16 protein-coding genes and 2 tRNA genes are annotated in these 19,789 nt (G+C 67.5%); 11 read left to right on the forward strand and 7 right to left on the reverse strand.

Annotated features, from left to right (window positions below; all coding sequences use genetic code 11):
• Positions 1-381 precede the first annotated feature (381 nt).
• Positions 382-457 (reverse strand) — tRNA-Lys (locus tag F6X38_RS02590).
• Positions 458-611: 154 nt separating this feature from the next.
• Between F6X38_RS02590 and F6X38_RS02595 the strand changes: the two genes are divergently transcribed.
• The 4 genes from F6X38_RS02595 to F6X38_RS02610 all read left to right on the forward strand — a co-directional run bounded on the left by F6X38_RS02595 (position 612) and on the right by F6X38_RS02610 (position 5,399).
• Positions 612-1,358 carry a cytochrome c biogenesis CcdA family protein gene (locus F6X38_RS02595; protein WP_150967996.1) on the forward strand — a complete coding sequence of 249 codons (747 nt, stop codon included), beginning with the start codon at positions 612-614 and terminating at the stop codon, positions 1,356-1,358.
• A gap of 52 nt (positions 1,359-1,410) precedes the next feature.
• On the forward strand, positions 1,411-2,772 hold the full coding sequence (gene glmU, locus F6X38_RS02600) for a bifunctional UDP-N-acetylglucosamine diphosphorylase/glucosamine-1-phosphate N-acetyltransferase GlmU (RefSeq protein WP_150967997.1): 1,362 nt from the start codon (positions 1,411-1,413) through the stop codon (positions 2,770-2,772).
• Between the two features lie 19 nt (positions 2,773-2,791).
• The gene (gene glmS / locus F6X38_RS02605) at positions 2,792-4,618 is read left to right on the forward strand and encodes a glutamine--fructose-6-phosphate transaminase (isomerizing) (RefSeq protein ID WP_150967998.1); all 1,827 of its coding nucleotides are present in this window, start codon (positions 2,792-2,794) and stop codon (positions 4,616-4,618) included.
• A gap of 97 nt (positions 4,619-4,715) precedes the next feature.
• The gene (locus F6X38_RS02610) at positions 4,716-5,399 is read left to right on the forward strand and encodes a DUF502 domain-containing protein (RefSeq protein WP_150968343.1); all 684 of its coding nucleotides are present in this window, start codon (positions 4,716-4,718) and stop codon (positions 5,397-5,399) included.
• Positions 5,400-5,452: 53 nt separating this feature from the next.
• On the opposite strand, the gene recG is transcribed toward F6X38_RS02610, so the two are convergent.
• Positions 5,453-7,792 carry an ATP-dependent DNA helicase RecG gene (gene recG, locus F6X38_RS02615; RefSeq protein ID WP_150967999.1) on the reverse strand — a complete coding sequence of 780 codons (2,340 nt, stop codon included), beginning with the start codon at positions 7,790-7,792 and terminating at the stop codon, positions 5,453-5,455.
• Between recG and F6X38_RS02620 the strand changes: the two genes are divergently transcribed.
• The 3 genes from F6X38_RS02620 (at position 7,721) to F6X38_RS02630 (ending at position 12,146) form a co-directional block, all read left to right on the forward strand.
• Positions 7,721-8,017 (forward strand): FAD assembly factor SdhE, encoded by a 297-nt coding sequence (locus F6X38_RS02620; RefSeq protein WP_150968000.1) that lies wholly within the window; start codon positions 7,721-7,723, stop codon positions 8,015-8,017. The genes recG and F6X38_RS02620 overlap by 72 nt on opposite strands.
• A 137-nt stretch (positions 8,018-8,154) precedes the next feature.
• Positions 8,155-11,523, forward strand: coding sequence for a transcription-repair coupling factor (gene mfd, locus F6X38_RS02625; RefSeq protein WP_246191191.1), 3,369 nt, complete (start codon positions 8,155-8,157; stop codon positions 11,521-11,523).
• Entirely contained in the window at positions 11,520-12,146 is a 627-nt protein-coding gene (locus F6X38_RS02630) for a hypothetical protein (protein ID WP_150968002.1), read from the forward strand. Before mfd ends, F6X38_RS02630 begins: the two co-directional genes overlap by 4 nt.
• Positions 12,147-12,277: 131 nt before the next feature.
• Here the strand turns inward: F6X38_RS02630 and F6X38_RS02635 are convergent, their stop codons facing one another.
• Entirely contained in the window at positions 12,278-14,119 is a 1,842-nt protein-coding gene (locus F6X38_RS02635; RefSeq protein ID WP_246191161.1) for an extracellular solute-binding protein, read from the reverse strand.
• 256 nt (positions 14,120-14,375) lie between these two features.
• Here F6X38_RS02635 and F6X38_RS02640 point away from each other — a divergent pair, with 256 nt between their 5' ends.
• Positions 14,376-15,017 (forward strand): invasion associated locus B family protein, encoded by a 642-nt coding sequence (locus tag F6X38_RS02640; RefSeq protein WP_425482817.1) that lies wholly within the window; start codon positions 14,376-14,378, stop codon positions 15,015-15,017.
• 59 nt (positions 15,018-15,076) lie between these two features.
• Here the strand turns inward: F6X38_RS02640 and hspQ are convergent, their stop codons facing one another.
• Together hspQ and F6X38_RS02650 are read right to left on the reverse strand one after the other, a co-directional pair.
• Positions 15,077-15,400, reverse strand: a complete 324-nt coding sequence (gene hspQ / locus F6X38_RS02645) for a heat shock protein HspQ (protein WP_202617925.1) — start codon at positions 15,398-15,400, stop codon at positions 15,077-15,079.
• A 111-nt stretch (positions 15,401-15,511) separates the two neighbouring features.
• Positions 15,512-16,729: a UbiH/UbiF family hydroxylase gene (locus F6X38_RS02650; protein WP_202617928.1), complete on the reverse strand. Its 1,218-nt coding sequence runs from the start codon at positions 16,727-16,729 to the stop codon at positions 15,512-15,514.
• A gap of 97 nt (positions 16,730-16,826) precedes the next feature.
• On the opposite strand from F6X38_RS02650, the gene pcsA reads away from it, so the two are divergent.
• Positions 16,827-17,606 (forward strand): phosphatidylcholine synthase, encoded by a 780-nt coding sequence (gene pcsA, locus F6X38_RS02655; protein ID WP_246191192.1) that lies wholly within the window; start codon positions 16,827-16,829, stop codon positions 17,604-17,606.
• Positions 17,603-18,580 carry a quinone oxidoreductase family protein gene (locus tag F6X38_RS02660; RefSeq protein ID WP_150968007.1) on the forward strand — a complete coding sequence of 326 codons (978 nt, stop codon included), beginning with the start codon at positions 17,603-17,605 and terminating at the stop codon, positions 18,578-18,580. Before pcsA ends, F6X38_RS02660 begins: the two co-directional genes overlap by 4 nt.
• A 40-nt stretch (positions 18,581-18,620) precedes the next feature.
• On the opposite strand, the gene F6X38_RS02665 is transcribed toward F6X38_RS02660, so the two are convergent.
• The gene (locus tag F6X38_RS02665) at positions 18,621-18,815 is read right to left on the reverse strand and encodes a hypothetical protein (protein WP_150968008.1); all 195 of its coding nucleotides are present in this window, start codon (positions 18,813-18,815) and stop codon (positions 18,621-18,623) included.
• Positions 18,816-19,041: 226 nt separating this feature from the next.
• On the opposite strand from F6X38_RS02665, the gene F6X38_RS02670 reads away from it, so the two are divergent.
• A tRNA-Ser gene (locus F6X38_RS02670) sits at positions 19,042-19,131 on the forward strand.
• Between the two features lie 383 nt (positions 19,132-19,514).
• Here the strand turns inward: F6X38_RS02670 and F6X38_RS23240 are convergent.
• Positions 19,515-19,685, reverse strand: a complete 171-nt coding sequence (locus F6X38_RS23240; RefSeq protein WP_161992594.1) for a hypothetical protein — start codon at positions 19,683-19,685, stop codon at positions 19,515-19,517.
• Positions 19,686-19,789: the final 104 nt, after the last annotated feature.

Here is a 19,789-nt window from a genome sequence, read left to right on the forward strand (position 1 = left end):
GACGATGTCCTTCGTCTGCCTCGTCGTCAGCAAGGCGGGGTTTAAGCTCGCGAGCTGGATCACGCCGGAGCTTTATGATGATCGCCGGGAGTTGCGGCGTTGAAGGCGGCAGTATCGACGCGACGAACTGCGGACCGCGCATGGCGGCAACATGTGGCCGCCGAGATCGAGAGGCTGATCGCGATCCTGGACGCCTTGGATGGAGACGCAGATTTCGAGCCTTCTCTCGGTTGGACACGAACGATGGCTTGGGGCTCTATGGACGAACGGGAACATGACGCGATCACGCCTGCGTGATGCAACATATGCGGACATGCTGCGGACACGCCCACGAGGCGACATTATCCCCGATCCGCAAGTAGTTGCAAATGCTGGCATTTTTGGTGAGCGCGCTGGGACTCGAACCCAGGACCTACAGATTAAAAGTCCGTTGCTCTACCAACTGAGCTACGCGCTCGCCCATCCGCCGGAAGCCCGGCCGGGACGCGGCGGACCATAGAAAGGCGCCATGCGGCGGTCAACCGCGTCATAGAGGACTTCCGCCGCTTTCGTGGCCGGGTCGTACGGGATATGGAGAGCCACGCTCTCAACGCATCCGGGTCCAGCACCGCTTGTTCGCCGAACTCACCTACCCCTGGGCGGTCTTCGCCGGCGCGCTCTCCTTCCTGTCGCCCTGCGTCCTGCCGCTGGTGCCGCCGTATCTCTGCTACATGGCGGGCGTTTCAGCCGAGGAACTGCGGGGCGGTACGGCGGCGAGCCGGGGCGGCTACACGCAGTTGCGGGTGTTGGTCGCGGCGGTCGTCTTCGTTCTCGGCTTCTCGACCGTGTTCGTCGCGAGCGGCGCGGGCGCGAGCAGCATCGGATATCTCCTGCGGTCGAACGGCTGGTGGCTGTCGGTCGCGGCGGGAGCCGCGATCATCGTCATGGGTCTGCATTTTCTCGGCGTCTTCCGCATCGCCTTCCTGTTGGGCGAATTGCGGTTGCGGGCGCCGGACAAGCCGAACAGTCTCGTCGGCGCCTATCTCATGGGCCTCGCCTTCGCCTTCGGCTGGACGCCGTGCATCGGTCCGGTGCTGGGAACCATCTTCGGTCTCGCCGGCGCGCGCGACACCGTCGGGGAGGGGGCCGCGCTGCTCGGGGCCTATTCGCTCGGGCTGGGGCTGCCCTTCATCCTCGCGGCGGCGTTTTCCAGCAGCTTCCTCCGGTGGATGGGCTCCTTCCGCCGCCATCTCGGCAAGATCGAGAAGGTGATGGGCGGTTTCCTGGTCGCGACCGGCGTCCTGTTCCTCACCGGCGGCATGCAGTCCGCGTCGTTCTGGCTGCTGGAGACCTTTCCAGCCCTGCAGAAGATCGGCTAACCGTTCCCCGTTACGGTGAGGCGGGTGCGCCGGTGCCAATGGCGGAGCTGGAATGTCGAGAACCTGTCTTTCGGTGATTCTCGCCGCGGGCGAAGGCACGCGGATGCGCTCGACGCGCGCGAAGGTGCTGCACGAGATCGCCGGACTGCCGATGGTCGCGCATGCCGCCCGCGTCGCCGAAGCGGCGGGGTCCACCGCTGTCGCCGTCGTGACGGGCCGCGATGCGGACGCGGTCGAGGGCGTTGTCCGCCAGGCGATGCCGGCTGCCGAGACCTTCGTTCAGGCCGAGCGGCTCGGCACGGCGCACGCGGTGCTCGCCGCGCGCGAGGCGATCACGCGCGGGTTCGACGACGTGCTGGTCCAGTTCGGCGATACGCCGCTGGTGCTGCCGGAAACCCTGATGCGGGCGCGCGCGGTTCTCGCCGAGGGCGCGGAAGTCTGCGTGGTCGGCTTTCGCACCGCCGAGCCGACCGGCTACGGCCGGTTGATCGAGAAGGACGGCGCGGTCGTCGCGATCCGGGAGGAGAAGGACGCATCCGCCGCGGAGCGTGCGATCACCTTCTGCAACGGCGGCATCATGGCCATCCGCGGCGCTTCGGCGCTGGCGTTGCTCGATGCGGTCGGCAACCGCAACGCCAAGGGCGAATACTACCTGACCGACGTCGTCGAGATCGCCTGCGCCCGGGGTGCGACGGTGCGGGCCATCGAGGCGGGCGCGGACGAGGTGCTCGGCGTCAACACGCGCGTCGAACTCGCGGCCGTGGAAGGCATCTGGCAGGAGCGCCGGCGGCGCGCGGCGATGCTGGGCGGCGCGACGCTGATGGCGCCGGAAACGGTGTTCTTCGCGCACGACACGCAGCTTGGTCTCGACGTGATCGTAGAGCCGAACGTCGTCTTCGGCCCCGGCGTCGCGGTGGCGGACGGCGCGACGATCCATGCCTTCAGCCATCTGGAAGGCGCGCGTCTCGCGAGCGGCGCTACGATCGGGCCTTACGCGCGGCTGCGGCCGGGAACCGAGATCGCCGAACGGGCGAAGGTCGGCAATTTCGTCGAAACCAAGAACGCCCGGATCGAACGCGGCGCGAAGGTGAATCACCTGACCTATATCGGCGACGCCCGCGTCGGGGCGGATGCCAACATCGGGGCCGGCACGATCACCTGCAACTACGACGGCGCCAACAAGTGGTTCACCGATATCGGCGCGAACGTCTTCGTCGGCTCGAACTCCTCACTCGTCGCACCGCTCGCCATCGGCGACGGTGCGTATATCGGCTCGGGAAGCGTGGTGACGCAGGACGTGCCGGCCGAGGCGCTGGCGATCGGGCGCTCGCGGCAGGTCAACAAGGACGGCTACGGATCGAGGCTGCGCGAGCGCGCGGCGGCGATCAAGGCCTCGAAGAACGCGAAGAACTGAGCGGCGGGGGAAGAGCGGAATGTGCGGCATCATCGGCATCGTCAGCACGCGCGGCGTCGCGGATCGCCTCGTCGATGCGTTGAAGCGCCTCGAATACCGCGGCTACGATTCGGCCGGGATCGCGACGATCGCCGAGGGGCGGCTCGACCGCCGACGCGCCGAGGGCAAGCTGGTGAACCTCGAGGCGCGGCTGAAACGCGAGCCGTTGCCGGGCGCGGTCGGCATCGGACACACGCGCTGGGCGACGCATGGCGTGCCGAACGAGGCCAACGCGCATCCGCATTTCGCCGGCGGCGTCGCCGTCGTGCATAACGGCATCATCGAGAACTTCGCGGAGTTGAAGGCGGAGCTTGTCGCCGCCGGCGCGGAGTTCGCCAGCCAGACCGATACGGAGGTCGTCGCCCAGCTTCTCGCGAGGCTGCGCCGCGAAGGGCGCGGGACCCGCGAGGCCATGGCCGAGATGCTCGGCCGCATCCGCGGCGCCTTCGCGCTCGCCGTGATCTTCGAGGATGAGCCGGAGACGATCATAGCGGCGCGGAACGGGCCGCCGCTGGCTGTCGGCGAAGGGCAGGGGGAGATGTTCCTCGGCTCCGACGCCATCGCGCTGTCGCCCTTTACCGACGCGATCCGCTACCTCGAGGACGGCGACTGGGCGGTGGTGACGCGCGACGGCGCGGAAATCCGCGGTGCGAACGGGGAGCGCGTCGAGCGGCCGCTGGTGCGTTCGGTCGGCAAGCCCTTCTACGTCGACAAGGGCAACCACCGCCACTTCATGCAGAAGGAGATCTACGAGCAACCGGAGGTCGTGGGGCATACGCTGGGTGCCTATATCGACATGACCACCGGCCGCACGCGCCTGCCGGCCGGAACGGCGGTCGATTTCGCCGGGGTCCGGCGCATGGCGATCTCGGCCTGCGGCACCGGCTTCTACGCGGCGCTGACGGGCCGCTACTATTTCGAGCGCCACGCGCGCATCGCCTGCGACCTCGATGTCGCGAGCGAGTTCCGCTATCGCGAAAGCCCACTGGACGACGTGGACTTGGCGCTGTTCGTTTCGCAGTCCGGTGAGACCGCCGACACGCTGGCGTCGCTGCGCTACGCGAAGGCGGCGGGAATCGGCACGGCGGCGGTGGTCAACGTGCAGGAATCGACGATCGCCCGCGAAGCGGCTACGGCGTTTCCGACGCTCGCCGGCCCGGAGATCGGCGTCGCCTCGACCAAGGCCTTCACCTGCCAGTTGACCGCGCTGGCGGCGCTTTCCATTCATGCCGGCGTCGCTCGCGGCGCGCTGAGCGGCGAGCAGGAGGCCGAGTTGACCCGCGCGCTCAGCGAAGCGCCGCGGTTGATCGCCGAGGCGTTCCGGCTGGAGGCGCAGATCGAGACGCTGGCGCACCAGATGGCGACCTACCGCCACGCGCTGTTCCTCGGCCGCGGCTCCTCCTATCCGCTGGCGCTGGAGGGGGCGCTGAAGCTGAAGGAGATCAGCTACATCCATGCCGAGGGCTACGCGGCGGGCGAACTGAAACACGGGCCGATCGCGCTGATCGACGAGACGATGCCGGTGGTGGTGATCGCTCCATACGACGGCGTCTTCGAGAAGACGGTCTCGAATATGCAGGAAGTCGCGGCGCGCGGTGGCCGGATCATCCTCCTGACCGACGAGAAGGGGGCCGCCGCCGCGCCCGTCGCGGCGATGGAGACATTGGTGCTGCCCACGATGCCGGACATCCTGACGCCGATCGTCTACGCCGTGCCGCTGCAGATGCTGGCCTACCACACGGCGGTGCACATGGGGACCGACGTCGACCAGCCGCGCAACCTCGCGAAATCCGTCACGGTGGAATAGGAGGGCAGCGCGTCGACGCGACGCACGAAAGGTTTTCTCGCACTGCGGCATGGAGGCTGCTAGCCTTCCCGTCGTGCAGCGAGGACGCCCGCCGATGATGGTGAAGCTCAGGACCTACTTCTTCACCGGCTTCGTCATCTGTGCGCCGCTGGCGATCACGGTCTGGATCACCTGGGCCTTCATGAACTGGGTCGATAGCTGGGTGAAGCCGTATATCCCGGCGCGATACGACCCGGACAACTATCTCTTCGTCAGCGTGCCCGGCTTCGGGCTGATCGTCGCGCTCGTCATCATCACGCTGGTCGGATTCCTGACCGCGAATCTGGTGGGCCGCACAGTGATCGGCTGGGGCGAGCGCGTGCTCGACCGGGTGCCGCTGGTGCGCTCGCTCTACACGGCGCTGAAGCAGATCTTCGAGACGGTGTTCGCCGACCACTCGTCGTCGTTCAAGACCGCGGCGCTGATCGAGTATCCGCGCAAAGGTCTCTGGTCGATCGCGCTGATCGCAACGACGGCCAAGGGCGAGATCGCCGAGGTCTTCGGCGACCAGGAAATGCTCGCGGTGTTCCTGCCGCCGACGCCGAACCCGACCTCCGGCTTCCTGCTCTACGTGCCGCGCGACGAGGTGAAGATCCTCGACATGAAGGTCGAGGATGCGATGAAGCTCATCGTTTCGGCCGGCATCGTCGGGCCCGAAGGCGACAGTCGCGCGATGACGCAGACCGAGGCGGCAGCGCTGATCGACGCGCAGGCGGCGGAGCGGAAGGAGGCGGCGGAGTAGGAGCTTTCTTCTTCTCCGGACTCGGGGGGAGAGTAGCCGGCCACGGTATGTCTCTACCCCGCCCTGAGCAGCCTGATCGCGTCGTCGCGCCCGAAGAGGTAGAGGAGCGTGCGAAGCGCTTCGCCGCGCGGGCCTTCGAGTTCGGGGTCGGTTGCGATCACCAGTCGCGCATCGTCGCGGGCGATCTGCATCAGGTCGCCGTGGACTTCGAGGTTCGCCAGCCGGAAGGTCGGCAGGCCGGACTGCTTGGTGCCGAGAAGATCGCCCTCGCCACGCAGGCGGAGGTCCTCCTCGGCGATGCGGAAGCCGTCCTCGGTCTCGCGCATCACGGCGATCCGCGCCTTCGCCACCTCGCCGAGCGGCGCGCGGTAGAGCAGCACGCAGGACGAGGGCTTGTCGCCGCGCCCAACCCGGCCGCGAAGCTGGTGCAGTTGCGCGAGACCGAACCGCTCGGCATGCTCGATGACGATGATCGTCGCATCCGTCACGTCGACGCCGACCTCGATCACCGTCGTCGCGACGATGAGACGCGAGTCGCCGGCCTTGAAGGCCGCCATCGCGGCGTCCTTGTCTTCGCCGCTCATCTGGCCGTGGACGAGGCCGACCGTCCGCTCGCCGAAAATGCTAGCGAGTTGCCGCCGCCGTTCCTCGGCCGCCATCAGGTCGCTCTTCTCGGACTCCTCCACCAGCGGGCAGACCCAGTAGACCTTGCCGCCGCTCTCCATCGCCTTGCCGATGCGGGTGACGATCTCGCCGAGCCGCTCCATCGGCACGGCGACGGTGGCGATGGGTTTGCGGCCCGCCGGCTTGCCGTGGAGGCGCGACACGTCCATGTCGCCGAAGGCGGCGAGGACGAGCGTGCGCGGGATCGGCGTCGCGGTCATCACGAGGAGGTCGGGCGAGCGGCCCTTGCGCGCGAGGCTGAGGCGCTGGTGAACGCCGAACCGGTGCTGCTCGTCCACCACGACGAGGCCGAGGTCGCCGTACTCGACATCCTCCTGGAACAGGGCGTGCGTGCCGACGACGATGTCCGTTTCGCCGGAGGCGATCTGCTGGAGCTTGGCGGCACGGGCTCGGCCTGAATCGCGGCCGGTCAGCATCACCATGCGCAGGCCGACCTTCTCGCAAAGCGCGCTGAGCCCGATGAAGTGCTGCCGCGCGAGGATTTCGGTCGGGGCGAGCAGGGCGGACTGTGCGCCGGCCTCCGCTGCCGTCGCCATCGCCATCAGCGCGACCACCGTCTTACCGGCGCCGACATCGCCCTGGAGGAGCCGCAGCATGCGGTCGTCCTCGGCCATGTCGGCGGCAATCTCGGCGACGGCGAGCAGTTGCGCTTCGGTCAGCCGGAAGGGCAGGACGTCGACGATGCGGTCGGAGATGTGTCGGTCGCCGCGCAGCGGCCGGCCCTTCGCCTTCTTCATCCGCCGGCGCGACAGGGCGAGTGCAAGCTGGCCGGCGAGCAGTTCGTCGTAGGCGAGACGGCGGCGCGCGACGGAGCGCGGATCGACGTCCACCGCGTCCTCCGGCGAATGGGCGCGCTGCAGCGCTTCGGCGAAGGAAGGAAACGAGTGGCGCGAGACGACGCTCGGCTCGATCCATTCCGGCATCGCCGGCGCACGCGCCAGGCTGCCGGCGACGGCCTTGCGCAGCACCTTCGGCGACAGGCCCGCCGTCATCGGGTAGATCGGCTCCACCAGGGAAGCGGTCGCCGCTTCCTCCTCGGTCATCACGAGATCCGGATGCGGCATTTGCGGCCGGCCGTTGAACCATTCGACCCGGCCCGAGACGACCATCGTCTCGCCGAGCGGCAGCAGCTTCTCCATCCACTGCGGCTGCGCCCGGAAATAGACGAGAGCGATCTCGCCGGTTTCGTCCGACGCGAAGACGCGATAGGGCGTCGAGGCACCGCGTGGTGTCGGTGCATGCCGATCGACCGTGACCGTCAGCGTCACGTAGGTGCCGTCCGGCGAGGAGTTGATCTCGCCGCGCCGCCGCCGGTCGACGACGCCGCTGGGCAGGTGGAACAGGAGATCGCGGATGCGGAGCGCCGCATCGGAACCGGCCGGCAGCAGCAGCGTCTTGAACAGCGCCGCGACCTTCGGCCCGACGCCGTCGAGGGCCGTCACGCCGGTGAAGATGGGATCGAGAACGGTCGGCCGCGTGTTCGGCCGCTGGACTTCCATCGGATGGTTTTCCGCGCTAGCGGTGAGAACAATCATGGAACAGCCTTTGACCTTCCGCGCTATCCGGCGCAAGCGGTGAACGGCTGTTTCCACGGCATCGCGCCTATATACGGCGCAGCATCCGCTTAAGGGTTTCTTATGACCGGAACGCTCCGTTCCTCGCTCGATCTCGACGTCCGCCGCCGCAAGGCGCTGTTCCGCTCCTGGCATCGCGGCACGCGCGAGATGGACCTCGTGCTCGGTCGCTTCGCGGACGCGGAGATCGACCGCTTGGACGACGGCGAGATGAGCGACTACGAGGCGCTGATGGAAGCGCCCGACCGCGACATCTTCAAATGGCTGACCGGCGAGGCGGAGACGCCGCCGAACTACGATACGCCGGTGCTGCGGCGAATCATGCATTTCTACAAGGATGGCGGGGCGGTGCAGCCGTGACGAAAGCGGACGATCTGAAGAAGGCGCTTTCCGGCGGCGAAAGCCTGTCGATCGGCAATGTGATCGACGGCTACGAGCCGTTCCTCGTCGCCGAGATCGCGCGCCAGCGCGCGGCGAAGGCGCCGCTCGTCTACGTCATGCGCAACGGCAATCGCATGGGCGAGTTCGAGGACGCGCTGCGCTTCGTCGCGCCGGAACTGCCGATCGTCTCGCTGCCGGCCTGGGACTGCCTTCCTTACGACCGCGTCGGTCCGTCCAGCGATGCGGCGGCGCTGCGGCTCGGCGCAATGTCGGCGATCCAGTCGCTGCGCGAGAACCCGCACCGCGCGGTGATCCTGACCACCGCCAACGCGCTGATCCAGAAAATGCCGCCGGCCGGCATGCTGGCGGCCGAGACGATCTCGGCGAAGGCCGGCGGCCGCATGTCGATGGACGCGATCGTGAAGGTGCTCGGACGCGGCGGCTTCGAGCGCGTCGCGACGGTGCGCGAGAACGGCGAGTTCGCGGTGCGCGGCGGCATCCTCGATCTCTTCGCGCCGGGCGACGAGGAGCCGATCCGGCTCGACTTCTTCGGCGATACGCTGGAATCGGTCCGAGCCTTCGATCCGGCGACGCAAAGGACGACCAGCCAGCGCAAGGCCTTCGACTTGGCGCCGGTTTCGGAAGTGACGCTGAACGAGACGACGATCAGCCGCTTCCGCACCAACTACGTCAAGCGCTTCGGTGCGCCGCTGCGCAACGACGGGCTCTACGCCGCGGTCAGCGAGGGGCGGCGCTTCGCCGGCCTCGAACACTGGCTGCCGTTCTTCTACGAGAAGCTCGACACGCTCTTCGACTATGCGAGCGGCTGGACGATGGTGCTCGACCACCTGTCGCCGGAAGCCGTCGCCGAGCGGCGCAAGACGATCGAGGACCATTACGACGCCCGCAAGCGCGGTGCGGGCGAGGGGACGGCGGACGCCGTGCCCTACAACCCCGTCGACCCGGCCGAACTTTACCTGACCGACGAGGAACTGGCCGGCGCTCTCGCCATCGCCGATCCGATCCGGCTCTCAGCGTACGGTCTGACCGATGCCGGCGGGCACCGGACGGTGAACCTCGACCTGCAGCGCGGCCGCAACTTCGCGGCCGAGCGGGCAGCTGGCGACGTCAACGTCTTCGAGCGGGCGGTGGACCACATCGCGCGGCTGCGCGAGGGCGGAAAACAGGTCATCCTCGCGGCCTGGAGCGAGGGTTCGCGGGATCGGCTGACGCAGGTCGTCGAGGAGCACGGCCTCGGCAACATCAAGCCGGTCGGCAGCCTGAAGCAGGCGCTGGAAGCCGGCCGCAACATGGTCGCGACGGCCGTGATCGGCATCGAGTCCGGCTTCGAGACCGACCGCTTCGTGGTGATCGGCGAGCAGGACATCCTCGGCGACCGGTTGGTGCGGCGGGGGCGCAAGCGCAAGAAGGGCTCGGACTTCATCTCCGAGGTCACCGGGCTGAACGAGGGCGACATCGTCGTCCATGTCGACCACGGCATCGGCCGCTTCGTGGGCCTGCGCACGATCGAGGCGGCGGGCGCGCCGCACGACTGCGTCGAACTGCACTACGCCAACGACAACCGGCTGTTCCTGCCGGTCGAGAACATCGAACTCCTGTCGCGGTACGGCGGCGAGGGGTCGGAGGCGATCCTCGACAAGCTCGGCGGCGGTGCGTGGCAGGCGCGCAAAGCCAAGCTGAAGAAGCGGCTGCTCGATATGGCGGGCGGGCTGATCCGCATCGCCGCCGAGCGGCAGATGCGCGGCGCGCCGAAGCTCCTGCCGCCCGAAGGCCTGTGGGGCGAGTTCGCCGCGCGCTTCCCCTACGAGGAAACCGAGGAGCAGCAGAACGCCATCGACGCCGTGGTGGACGATCTGTCGCTCGGGCGGCCGATGGACCGGCTGATCTGCGGCGACGTCGGCTTCGGCAAGACGGAGGTCGCGATCCGCGGCGCGTTCGTCGCGGCGATGAACGGCTTGCAGGTCGCCGTCGTTGTGCCGACGACGCTGCTCGCGCGCCAGCATTTCAAGACCTTCTCCGAGCGCTTCCACGGCCTGCCGTTGAAAGTAGCGCAAGCCTCGCGCCTCGTGCCAAGCAAGGAACTCGCCGCGACGAAGAAGGGCGTGCAGGAGGGCACGGTCGACATCGTGGTCGGCACGCACGCGCTGCTCGGCAAGGGCGTCGACTTCAAGCGGCTCGGTCTCCTGATCATCGACGAGGAGCAGCACTTCGGCGTCAAGCACAAGGAGCGGCTGAAGGAGCTGAAGTCGGACGTCCACGTGCTGACGCTTTCCGCGACGCCGATCCCCCGCACCCTGCAATTGGCGCTGACGGGCGTGCGCGAGCTGTCGCTGATCACCACCGCGCCGGTGGACCGCCTCGCCGTTCGCACCTTCGTCGCGCCGTTCGACGGGCTGGTGGTGCGCGAAACGCTGCTGCGCGAACGCTATCGCGGCGGGCAGAGCTTCTATGTCGCGCCGCGTCTCGCCGACCTCGCCGGCATCAAGGACTTCCTGGACGATCAGGTGCCGGAACTGAAGGTCGCCGTCGCGCATGGCCAGATGGCGGCGGGCGAGCTGGAAGACATCATGAACGCCTTCTACGAGGGCCAGTACGACGTGCTGCTCTCGACCACGATCGTGGAGTCCGGCCTAGACATCCCGACCGCCAACACGATGATCGTGCACCGGGCGGATATGTTCGGTCTGGCCCAGCTCTATCAGCTTCGCGGCCGCGTCGGGCGGTCGAAGCAGCGCGCCTACGCCCTGCTGACCATCCCCGCCAACAAGACGCCGACGCCGGGGGCGGATCGTCGCCTGAAGGTGCTGCAGTCGCTCGATACGCTTGGCGCCGGCTTCCAGTTGGCGAGCCACGATCTCGACCAGCGCGGCGCCGGCAACCTCCTTGGCGAGGAGCAGTCCGGCCACGTGAAGGAGGTCGGCTTCGAGCTTTATCAGCAGATGCTGGAGGAGGCCGTCGCCGAGATGAAGGGCGAGCCGGAGGCGACCGACGGCCATTGGTCGCCGCAGATCACGCTCGGCACGGCGGTGATGATACCGGAAGGTTACGTGCCGGACCTGCAGCTTCGCATGGGCCTCTACCGGCGCCTGGCGGACCTCAACGACGCGCGCGAGATCGACGCTTTCGGCGCGGAACTGATCGACCGCTTCGGTCCGATGCCGGACGAGGTGCAACACCTCCTGAAGGTCGTGTTCATCAAGTCGCTTTGCCGCAAAGCCAACATCGAGAAGCTCGATGCCGGGCCGAAGGGCGTCGTGATCCACTTCCGCGAGAAGAACTTCGCGAACCCGGCGGCGCTGGTGCGCTACATCGCGGAACAGGGTAGCCAGGCGAAGATCCGACCGGATCAGTCGATCGTACTCATCCGCGATTACCCGACGCCGGAGAAGCGACTGAACGGCGCGGCGACGATCGCGACGCAGCTTTCGCGCTTCGCCGACGAAGTGCTGAAGAAGGCCGCATGAGAAGGCCGAACTCCGTCGCTGCGCTGACGGAGTTCGGTCGCGTCCGGCTGTCGAAGTCGTTCTTCATGCGCGACTTCCTGTTCTCGGACATCGCGGCGATCCACGGGTTCCCGAACGTCCCCGACGATCCCGATCTCGCGGTCGCCGCCGGCCGGAGGCTCTGCGAGGAACTGCTGGAACCGATCCAGGACCGGTTCGGCCGGATCGCGATCCGCTCCGCGTTCCGATCCGCGAAAGTGAACGGCTTCGGCAACGCGCAGCAGAAGGCTGGCAAGGCCGGCTACAACTGTGCGAACAACGCGGCGAACCTCGCCGGGCATATCTGGGACAAGCGCGACGAAGCCGGCAACATGGGTGCGACCGCCTGCATCGTGGTCCCGAGCGTCTGGGACCGCTTCCAGGCCGAGGGCGACTGGCGGAAGCTGGCATGGTGGATCCACGACCACCTGCCGTATTCCGACATGGAGTTCTTCCCGCGCTACTGGGCGTTCAACATCCAGTGGCGCGAGCAGCCGGTGCGGCGGATCTACAGCTTCGCGAAGCCGAGAGGCATCTTGACCCGACCCGGCATGCCGAACTTCGCCGGCTCGCACGAAGCGGAATGGCGCGCGCTGTTCGATTAGCCGGTGCGGATGCCTTATCGACGCAAGCAGAAGTAGCCGACGACGACGAGAACGCCGAGGAACTCCAGAGCGACGATCAGGTTCGAACTCATCCGGTCCTCCCTGCTCTTGCCGACTGCAGATCGAAGGGCCTAATTACCGGGCTCGCGCCAGAAGGCGGGGAAGTAGATGCCGGTCAGTGGGATCGTGTCGGGGTGGTGGATGAAGCTCCAGCGCGCCAGCCATTGCTCCCCGACATAGAACAGCGGCACGACATAGGCCTCCGAGATCAGGACGCGGTCGTAGGCGCGTACCGCCGCGACGAAATCCTCGCGGTTCCGCGCCGCCGTCATCGCGTCGATCATCGCGTCCACGGCCGGGTTCGCGACGCCGGCATAGTTGAACGAGCCGTTCGCCTTGGCCGAAACCGTGCCCCAGCGGCCGCGCTGCTCCGCGCCCGGCGAGAGCGTCGAGTTGAACGAGGAGATCAGCACGTCGTAGTCGAAGCGCTGCTTGCGAAGCTGGTACTGCGCGTCGTCGACGAGGCGGACGGAAACGCCGATGCCGATCCGCCCGAGCGTGCGCTGGTAGCCGAGCGCGATCCGCTGCTGGTCGGAGTTCTGGACGAGAATCTCGAAGGCGAACGGTCGCCCCTCCGGATCGACCAGCCGGCCGTCGCGAAAGTCGAAGCCGGCCGACTTCAACAGGTCGGTCGCCTGCTTCAGGAGCTTCCGGTCGGCGCCGGACCCGTCGCTGACCGGCGCTTTCCACGCGCCGTCGAGCACCTCCGGCAGCACGGCGTCGGGGAAGCGCGAAAGCAGCCCGCGCTCCTTCTCTCCCGCCGGCCGGCCGACGCTGGATAGTTCGGAATTGGCGAAGTAGCCGGCGATGCGGCTGTAGGAGCCGAAATAGAGGTTCCGGTTCGCCCATTCGAAATCGTAGAGCAGGCCGAGCGCCTGCCGCACGCGGCGGTCGAAGAACATCGAACGGCGGGTGTTGAAGAAGAAGCCGTAGGTGCCGGCCGGCTTGCCGCTTTGGAACGTTTCGCGGACGACGCGGCCGTCCTTTACCGCCGGGAAATCGTAGGCCGTCCGCCAGTGCTGCGGGTTGCCGTCGGCGAAGACGTAGAAGAGGCCTTTCTGGAAGGCCTCGAACTGCGCGCCCGCGTCGCGGTAGTAGCTGATGGCGATCTCGTCGTAGTTGTCGAGGCCGCGCTTCACCGGCAGGTCCTTCGCCCAGTATTCCGGGTTGCGGCGGTAGACGATGCGCTGGCCGGGATCGACGCGGTCGATCACATAGGGGCCGGAGCCAATCACGGGCTTCAGCGTCGTCTGCGCGAAGGTGGCGCGGTCGAAGCCGTGTTCCGGCAGCACGGGCAGCCCGGCGAGCAGCAGCGGCAACTCGCGGTCCGCCCGCTCGTTGAAGGTGAAGCGAACGCCCCGCTCGCCGACCTTCTCGATCTTCGCGACCTTGGACAGCCAGTCGGTATATTGCGGCCGGACGGTGCCGACCTCCTTCATCATATCCGTGGTGAAGAGCACGTCCTCCACCGTCACGGGCGTGCCGTCCGAGAAGCGCGCCTTCGGATTCAGCGTGAACTCGACATAGGTGCGCTCGGGATCGGTATCGACCGATTCGGCGAGGAGGCCGTAGAGCGTGAACGGCTCGTCCGGCGAGCGCCACATCAGCGGCTCGAAGACGAGGTTGCCGAAGTCCGGATCGAACCAGATGCCGCGCGCCGTGGTCGTCGCGCCGCGCACGATGATCGGGTTCAGGTTGTCGAAGGTGCCGTAGACGCCGTAGCGCATCGTGCCGCCTTTCGGCGCTGCGGGATCGACGAAGGGCAGGTGGTCGAAGCCGCCGGGGAGCTTCGGTTCCCCCTGCATCGCGATGGCATGCGCCGGCGCGGCGACGGCGCCCGGGAGGCTCGACAGGCACAGCGCCGAGGATGCCAGGAGGATCGCGATCGGCTTGCGGCAGGCTCGCAGGAACATCGGCAATCGTCTCGGCAAAAGGCGGTTCGGGCGGTTTCTACCTGCTCGTGCCAAGCTTGCCTATGGCTGGAAACGCCAACGCCGGCAGGAGCTTGGGCCTTCAAACGGCCTCATTTGCGAAAGAGCACCGCAGCGGTTAAAGAGCCGCCGTCTCATTAGCACCGCAAGCTGCCGCATGAAGGACCGCACGCCTGTGAAGAACAGCTCACTCCCCGTTTCCGTCGCCGCGATCAGGGCAGGCTTGCTGGGAGGCGCGATCCTGGCGGCCCTGGCGGGACAGGCCGCGGCGCAGAGCGCTCCGAAGCCCGCCGCTCCGGCCAAGCCGGCGGCCGCCGCCGCCCAGCCGCAGGCGGTGCCCGGCACCCAGTGGTTCAAGGTCTGCTCCAAGCAGGGCGACAACGAGATCTGCAACACGCAGTACACGCTGATCGCCGACACGCGGCAGCTCATCACGGCGGTGAATCTCATCGACGTGAAGGGCAAGGTTTCGCAGAAGGTGGTGCAGGCCGTCGTGCCGACGGGCCGCGTCATCGGCGCCGGCGTGCAGATGCAGATCGATTCCTCCAAGGCGCAGACGATGAACTATTCGGTCTGCTTCCCGGACCGGTGCATCGCCGAGGCGCAGCTCACGGACCAGATGATCGCGGCTCTGAAGAAGGGCAACAACCTGACGGTGACCTCGGTCAACTTCCAGCGCCAGCCGAACCCGATCAAGATCACGCTCTCCGGTCTCGGCAAGGCCTACGACGGGCAGGCGACGCAGCAGTCCGACTTGGCGAAGCGCCAGCAGGAGCTGAACGACGCGCTGCAGAAGCAGGCCGACGCGCGCCGCAAGAAGTTCGAGGATGCGCAGACTCAGGCGAAGGCCGGCGCGGCGGCTCCGGCCACTCAGCAGTAAGGCTCCCTGTCGACGGGAAAGCCAGGGCGGTCCGGTCTCCGGGCCGCCCTTTTCGTTCGTCAGTTCCGGTGCTGGCCTTTCAAGCGGTAGACGCCTTCTACCGGCCCGTCGAAGAACTCGCCGACATTCGGGTGCCGGATCGGGTGGCCGCTGTCGTCGGCGACGAGGTTCTGTTCCGAGACATAGGCGACGTACTCGGTTTCGGCGTTTTCCGCGAGCAGATGGTAGAAGGGCTGGTCCTTGCGCGGCCTGACTTCCTCGGGGATGGACTGGTACCATTCCTCCGTGTTGTCGAACTCGGGATCGACGTCGAAGATCACGCCCCGGAACGGAAAGATCCGGTGCCGGACGACCTGACCGATGAAGAAGCGCGCGGTTTGCATCGTATCAGACAAGATGGCTGTCCCAAGCGGCCTGCGCAAGCTTCGGCGCCAGAGCGCCGGCCTGCCCGACGCCCATTCTAGCGGAACCGTTTCAGAGCCGGGTTAAGGGCCTCACGGCCGCGACGAGAAACCTGCCCGCACGGCTTCCGGCAGGCCGAACAGCCCGGCTCCGGGCGCGGCACCCTCGCGCATCGCGAAGCGCCGCAGCAGCGGCAGCGCCGACATCGCTGCCAGCCCCGCGGAGCGGAGCGCCTGGACGGGCAGGAAGTCGGAAAGCAGCGAACGGTTCAAGGCGTCGACGCCGGCCGTGCGGCTCAGCACGTCGGTCCGACGCCTCGTCTCGAATCGCAGCAACGCGCTCTGCCGACCGGGATCGTCGCGCGCCGTCGTCGCCGCCTCGACGATCGCGGCCGCATCCCGCAGGCCAAGGTTCAGGCCCTGCGCCCCGATCGGCGGAAAGACGTGGGCGGCCTCGCCGATCAGCGCGACGCGCGGCGCCGTCTGCCGCTGCGCGACGGAACCGCGCAGCGGGAAAGCCTGCACGGGCCCATCGACCTCGACCTTGCCGAGAATCGAATGCATCCGCTCCTCGATCATCGTGGCCAGACGTTCCGGCGCGAGGTCGACAACGAGTTCGGCGATCTCGGGCCGCTCCACCCAGACGAGCGAGGAGCGGCGACCCGGCAGCGGCACCTGCGTGAACGGCCCGGTCGGCGTGTGGAATTCGGTGGAAAGGTCGGCATGGTCGACCTCGTGCTCGAAGTTCAGGACGATCGCGGTCTGGGGATAGGACCAATCGCGCGACCTTATGCCCGCGCCTCCCCGCACCACCGACCGCCTTCCATCCGCGCCGACGACGAGCGAGGCGCGCAAGCTGTCGCCGTTCGCCAGCGTCACATCCACCGCGTCGGGCTCGATGGCGATGCCGGTCGCGCCGGTGTCGATCACGGCGAGGCGTTCGCCGAGTTCGCCTGCCCGGTCCGCCAGGATGGAAGCGAGATCGAGGTTCAGGACGTTGTAGCCGAAGGCCGGGATGCCGATCTCGGCGGCGTCGAACTCCACCGTCGGGGCGCGCAGCAGCCGGCCGGTATCGTCGACGATCCGCATCCGCGTCAGCGCCGCGCCGGCTCGCATGATCCGTTCGAGGACGCCGATCCGGTCGAGGAAGGCGACCGACGAACCGATCAGCGCGGTGGAGCGACGGTCCTCCCGAAGCGGCTTCGGGGCGAGCAGCGTCGTCTCGAAACCTTGCGCAGCGAAGCCGATCGCCGCGCAGTATCCGGCCAGGCCGCCGCCGACCACCGCTATTTCCCGTTTGTGCTGGCTCACGTAAGAACTCCGTGCGCGACGCGCCGGGGTTGAACTGCCGGCGATTCCCCGCGTTTGCTGCTGGCACCGTGAGATACGGATGACGGGACCGATGACAATGGTGATGGACGGCTCGGGCCCACCGGCCGAAGGGGAAGAAGCGGAGGGCGGCGGTCGCGTATCCCGGTTCGACGAATGGCGCGCCTTCTCGATCCATCTCCTGACCGCGAGCGGTGCGTTCTGGGCGTTCCTGTCGATCATCGCGGCGGCCGAGCACAACTGGTGGAAGATGTTCGCCTGGCTCGGCGTCGCGTTGTTCGTCGACGCCATCGACGGCCCGATCGCGCGCAAGGCCGAGGTGCGCCGCGTGCTGCCGAACTGGTCGGGCGACGTGCTCGATCAGATCATCGACTACACGACCTACGTGATCATTCCCGCCTTCGCGCTCTACCAGTCGGGCATCATCGGCGGGACGCTGTCGTTCATCGCCGCGGCGCTGATCGTCATCACCAGCGCCATCTACTACGCCGACACGCGGATGAAGACCGACGACTACTTCTTCCGGGGCTTTCCGGTGGCCTGGAACATGGTGGTGTTCACCTTCTTCGCGCTGCAGCCGAGCAGCGTCACCGCGTTCCTTTTCGTCGCGTTCTGCGCGGTGGCGACGTTCCTGCCGATCAAATTCGTCCACCCGACGCGGGTGAAGCGGCTGCGCGGCCTGACGCTCGGCGTCACCGCCGTCTGGGCGGTGCTGTCCACCATCGCGATCTTCTACGATTTCGACCCTCCCGCATGGGCCACGACGGGCATCGTCCTGACGGGGCTCTATCTCCTCGCCATCGGCGCTGTGCTGCAGTTCGCCGACCGCATCGGCGCGAAGGGAAGGAAGATCGGATGAGCAAGGCGGTAGTCGCGCGGGCGATCGGCGGCCCCGAGGTTTTGAGCTATGAGGACCACGATCCCGGACGGCCGGGGCCGGGCGAAATCCTCGTGCGCCAGTCGGCGGCGGGCCTGAACTTCATCGACGTCTATTTCAGGACCGGCCTCTACAAGTCCGAGACCGTGCCGTTCGTTCTGGGCAAGGAAGGCGCGGGAACGGTCGCCGAAGTGGGCGAAGGCGTCTCGCGCTTCAAACCCGGCGACCGGGTGGCTTATTCCGCCGGCAAGGGCACCTACGCGGAATTGGTGCTGGTGCCGGCCGAACAGGCCGCCGCCCTGCCGGACGCGATCGATTTCGAGACCGCCGCCGCGGCGATGCTGAAGGGCATGACGGCCGAATACCTGCTCCGTCGCACCTTTCCGGTCGGGCCGGAAACGACGCTGCTCTTTCATGCCGCGGCGGGCGGTGTCGGCCTCATCGCCGGACAGTGGGCCAAGCATCTCGGCGCGACCGTGATCGGCACCGCCGGGTCGACGGAGAAGTGCGAACTCGCGCTCGCCAACGGCTACGACCACGTCATCAACTACCGCGACGACGACTTCGTAGAGCGGGTGAAGGAGATCACCGGCGGCCGCAAATGCGACGTCGTCTACGACTCCGTCGGCAAGGACACGTTCCTGAAGAGCCTCGATTGCCTGAAGCCACGCGGCATGTGCGTCGCCTTCGGGCAGTCGTCGGGCAAGGTGCCGGATTTCGACCTCGGCATCCTGAATCAGAAGGGCTCGCTGTTCGTCACGCGCCCGAGCCTGTTCGGCTACACGCTTGACCGACGGGAGTTCGAGGAAAGTTCGGGCGCGTTGTTCGACGTCATCGCCTCGGGCGCAGTGAAGATCCGGATCGATCAGCGCTACCCGCTGGAGCAGGCCGCCGAGGCGCACCGCCACCTCGAAAGCCGCGCCACGACCGGCGCGACCATCTTCACCATCGCCTGAGGCTAACGGTGCGCCGCCCGCCCACGCGGGCGGTGCGGCTTCAGGTGCGGATCACCGGGGTCGCGCCACCGCCTTCCTCTGGATCTGGCTCGATCGAAGGCGCATCGGAATCCGGTTCCTTGATGTCGTCCGGCTCCGCAATCCCGTCGTCGTCCGGATCGATCGTCGGCGGCAGCCCGCCCGGCGGCACCGCCGGCTTTCCCGGATCGATAATGTTCGGTTCGATGTTCGACATCCGCATCATGCCTCGTCCATTTTTCGACTTTCCGCCGGTCGGCGGCGCGTCGGAGGGATATCTTGACGGCGACAGCCGGCTTCAAGTCCGAACCGGCGGGGATGCCGCACCGTTCCACCGGTGCCGCGTTGACGCATCGCGCGACGAAGCGATAAGACCGCCGACAGGATGTCCGCCGGGGCGCTCCGCCGGCCAGCAGCCCGGCTGCCTCGGGACATCCCCTCGCGGATGGGTGGCCGAGCGGTTGAAGGCACCGGTCTTGAAAACCGGCGGGCGGGTAACCGCCTCGTGGGTTCGAATCCCACCCCATCCGCCAGTCCAATGGTGTTTCCGCAACGTTGCCAAGCATATAGTCGGATATCGTCGGTTCGTCCGCTCGTCATCCCAAACGCGAGGCTCTACGATGTCCGCCGGCTTATTCACTGCCTCGTCGGGTGCCGAAGCGCCCGCGACTTAGAAAGTCGAAACGGTGCCCGCCGCGTCCTGAACGCCCTGCGGCAACGCGGAAACGCTTATCGCGCCTAGCCTGGCTGGCGACGTTGCCGCCGACGTCGCGCTGCGGGGCGCGGGCTGTGGCACATGTACGGCGCCACTATCGGGAGCGGTAGACAACCTGCCGCAAGGCCGCTTCGCCAGCCGCGTGCTGGCGCTTCAAGTCTGCGACCGTCTACCAAGTGTTGCCGCCGAAAATGTAGCTCATCACGCGGCTTCCGTCTCGGGTTGCGGCGCGGACCTCGGGCGTTGCGCCGGCTTCGGCGACTGGACGTCGATCGTCCCGAAGTCGTTGGAGAAGAACACGCCGGAACGACTGCGGTAGTCGGCGATCAGCTTCTCGGCGGCAGCGGCAATCCCGAACTCGTTCGGCGTCACGCCCGTCCTGTTTGCAGCATCGAATAGGGCGTCGCGAAGGTCGCGATTCACCTGTGTCCCTGAGCGAAACAGACTAGCTGCCGATACGTTCGAGGCTCATCAGA

Origin of the sequence: Plantimonas leprariae (assembly GCF_008802405.1) — a bacterium.
In the GTDB taxonomy this organism is placed as follows: Bacteria; Pseudomonadota; Alphaproteobacteria; order Rhizobiales; family Rhizobiaceae; genus Plantimonas; species Plantimonas leprariae.

Excerpts from the sequence above, each read along its gene's own strand:
- glmU (WP_150967997.1), top strand. The coding sequence starts at position 1,411 with ATGTCGAGAACCTGTCTTTCGGTGATTCTCGCCGCGGGCGAAGGCACG.
- glmS (WP_150967998.1), top strand. The coding sequence starts at position 2,792 with ATGTGCGGCATCATCGGCATCGTCAGCACGCGCGGCGTCGCGGATCGC.
- F6X38_RS02610 (WP_150968343.1), top strand. The coding sequence starts at position 4,716 with ATGGTGAAGCTCAGGACCTACTTCTTCACCGGCTTCGTCATCTGTGCG.
- F6X38_RS02620 (WP_150968000.1), top strand. The coding sequence starts at position 7,721 with ATGACCGGAACGCTCCGTTCCTCGCTCGATCTCGACGTCCGCCGCCGC.
- recG (WP_150967999.1), bottom strand. The coding sequence starts at position 7,792 with ATGCCAGGAGCGGAACAGCGCCTTGCGGCGGCGGACGTCGAGATCGAG.
- mfd (WP_246191191.1), top strand. The coding sequence starts at position 8,155 with ATGCGCAACGGCAATCGCATGGGCGAGTTCGAGGACGCGCTGCGCTTC.
- F6X38_RS02630 (WP_150968002.1), top strand. The coding sequence starts at position 11,520 with ATGAGAAGGCCGAACTCCGTCGCTGCGCTGACGGAGTTCGGTCGCGTC.
- F6X38_RS02635 (WP_246191161.1), bottom strand. The coding sequence starts at position 14,119 with ATGTTCCTGCGAGCCTGCCGCAAGCCGATCGCGATCCTCCTGGCATCC.
- hspQ (WP_202617925.1), bottom strand. The coding sequence starts at position 15,400 with ATGCAAACCGCGCGCTTCTTCATCGGTCAGGTCGTCCGGCACCGGATC.
- pcsA (WP_246191192.1), top strand. The coding sequence starts at position 16,827 with ATGGTGATGGACGGCTCGGGCCCACCGGCCGAAGGGGAAGAAGCGGAG.
- F6X38_RS02660 (WP_150968007.1), top strand. The coding sequence starts at position 17,603 with ATGAGCAAGGCGGTAGTCGCGCGGGCGATCGGCGGCCCCGAGGTTTTG.
- F6X38_RS02665 (WP_150968008.1), bottom strand. The coding sequence starts at position 18,815 with ATGTCGAACATCGAACCGAACATTATCGATCCGGGAAAGCCGGCGGTG.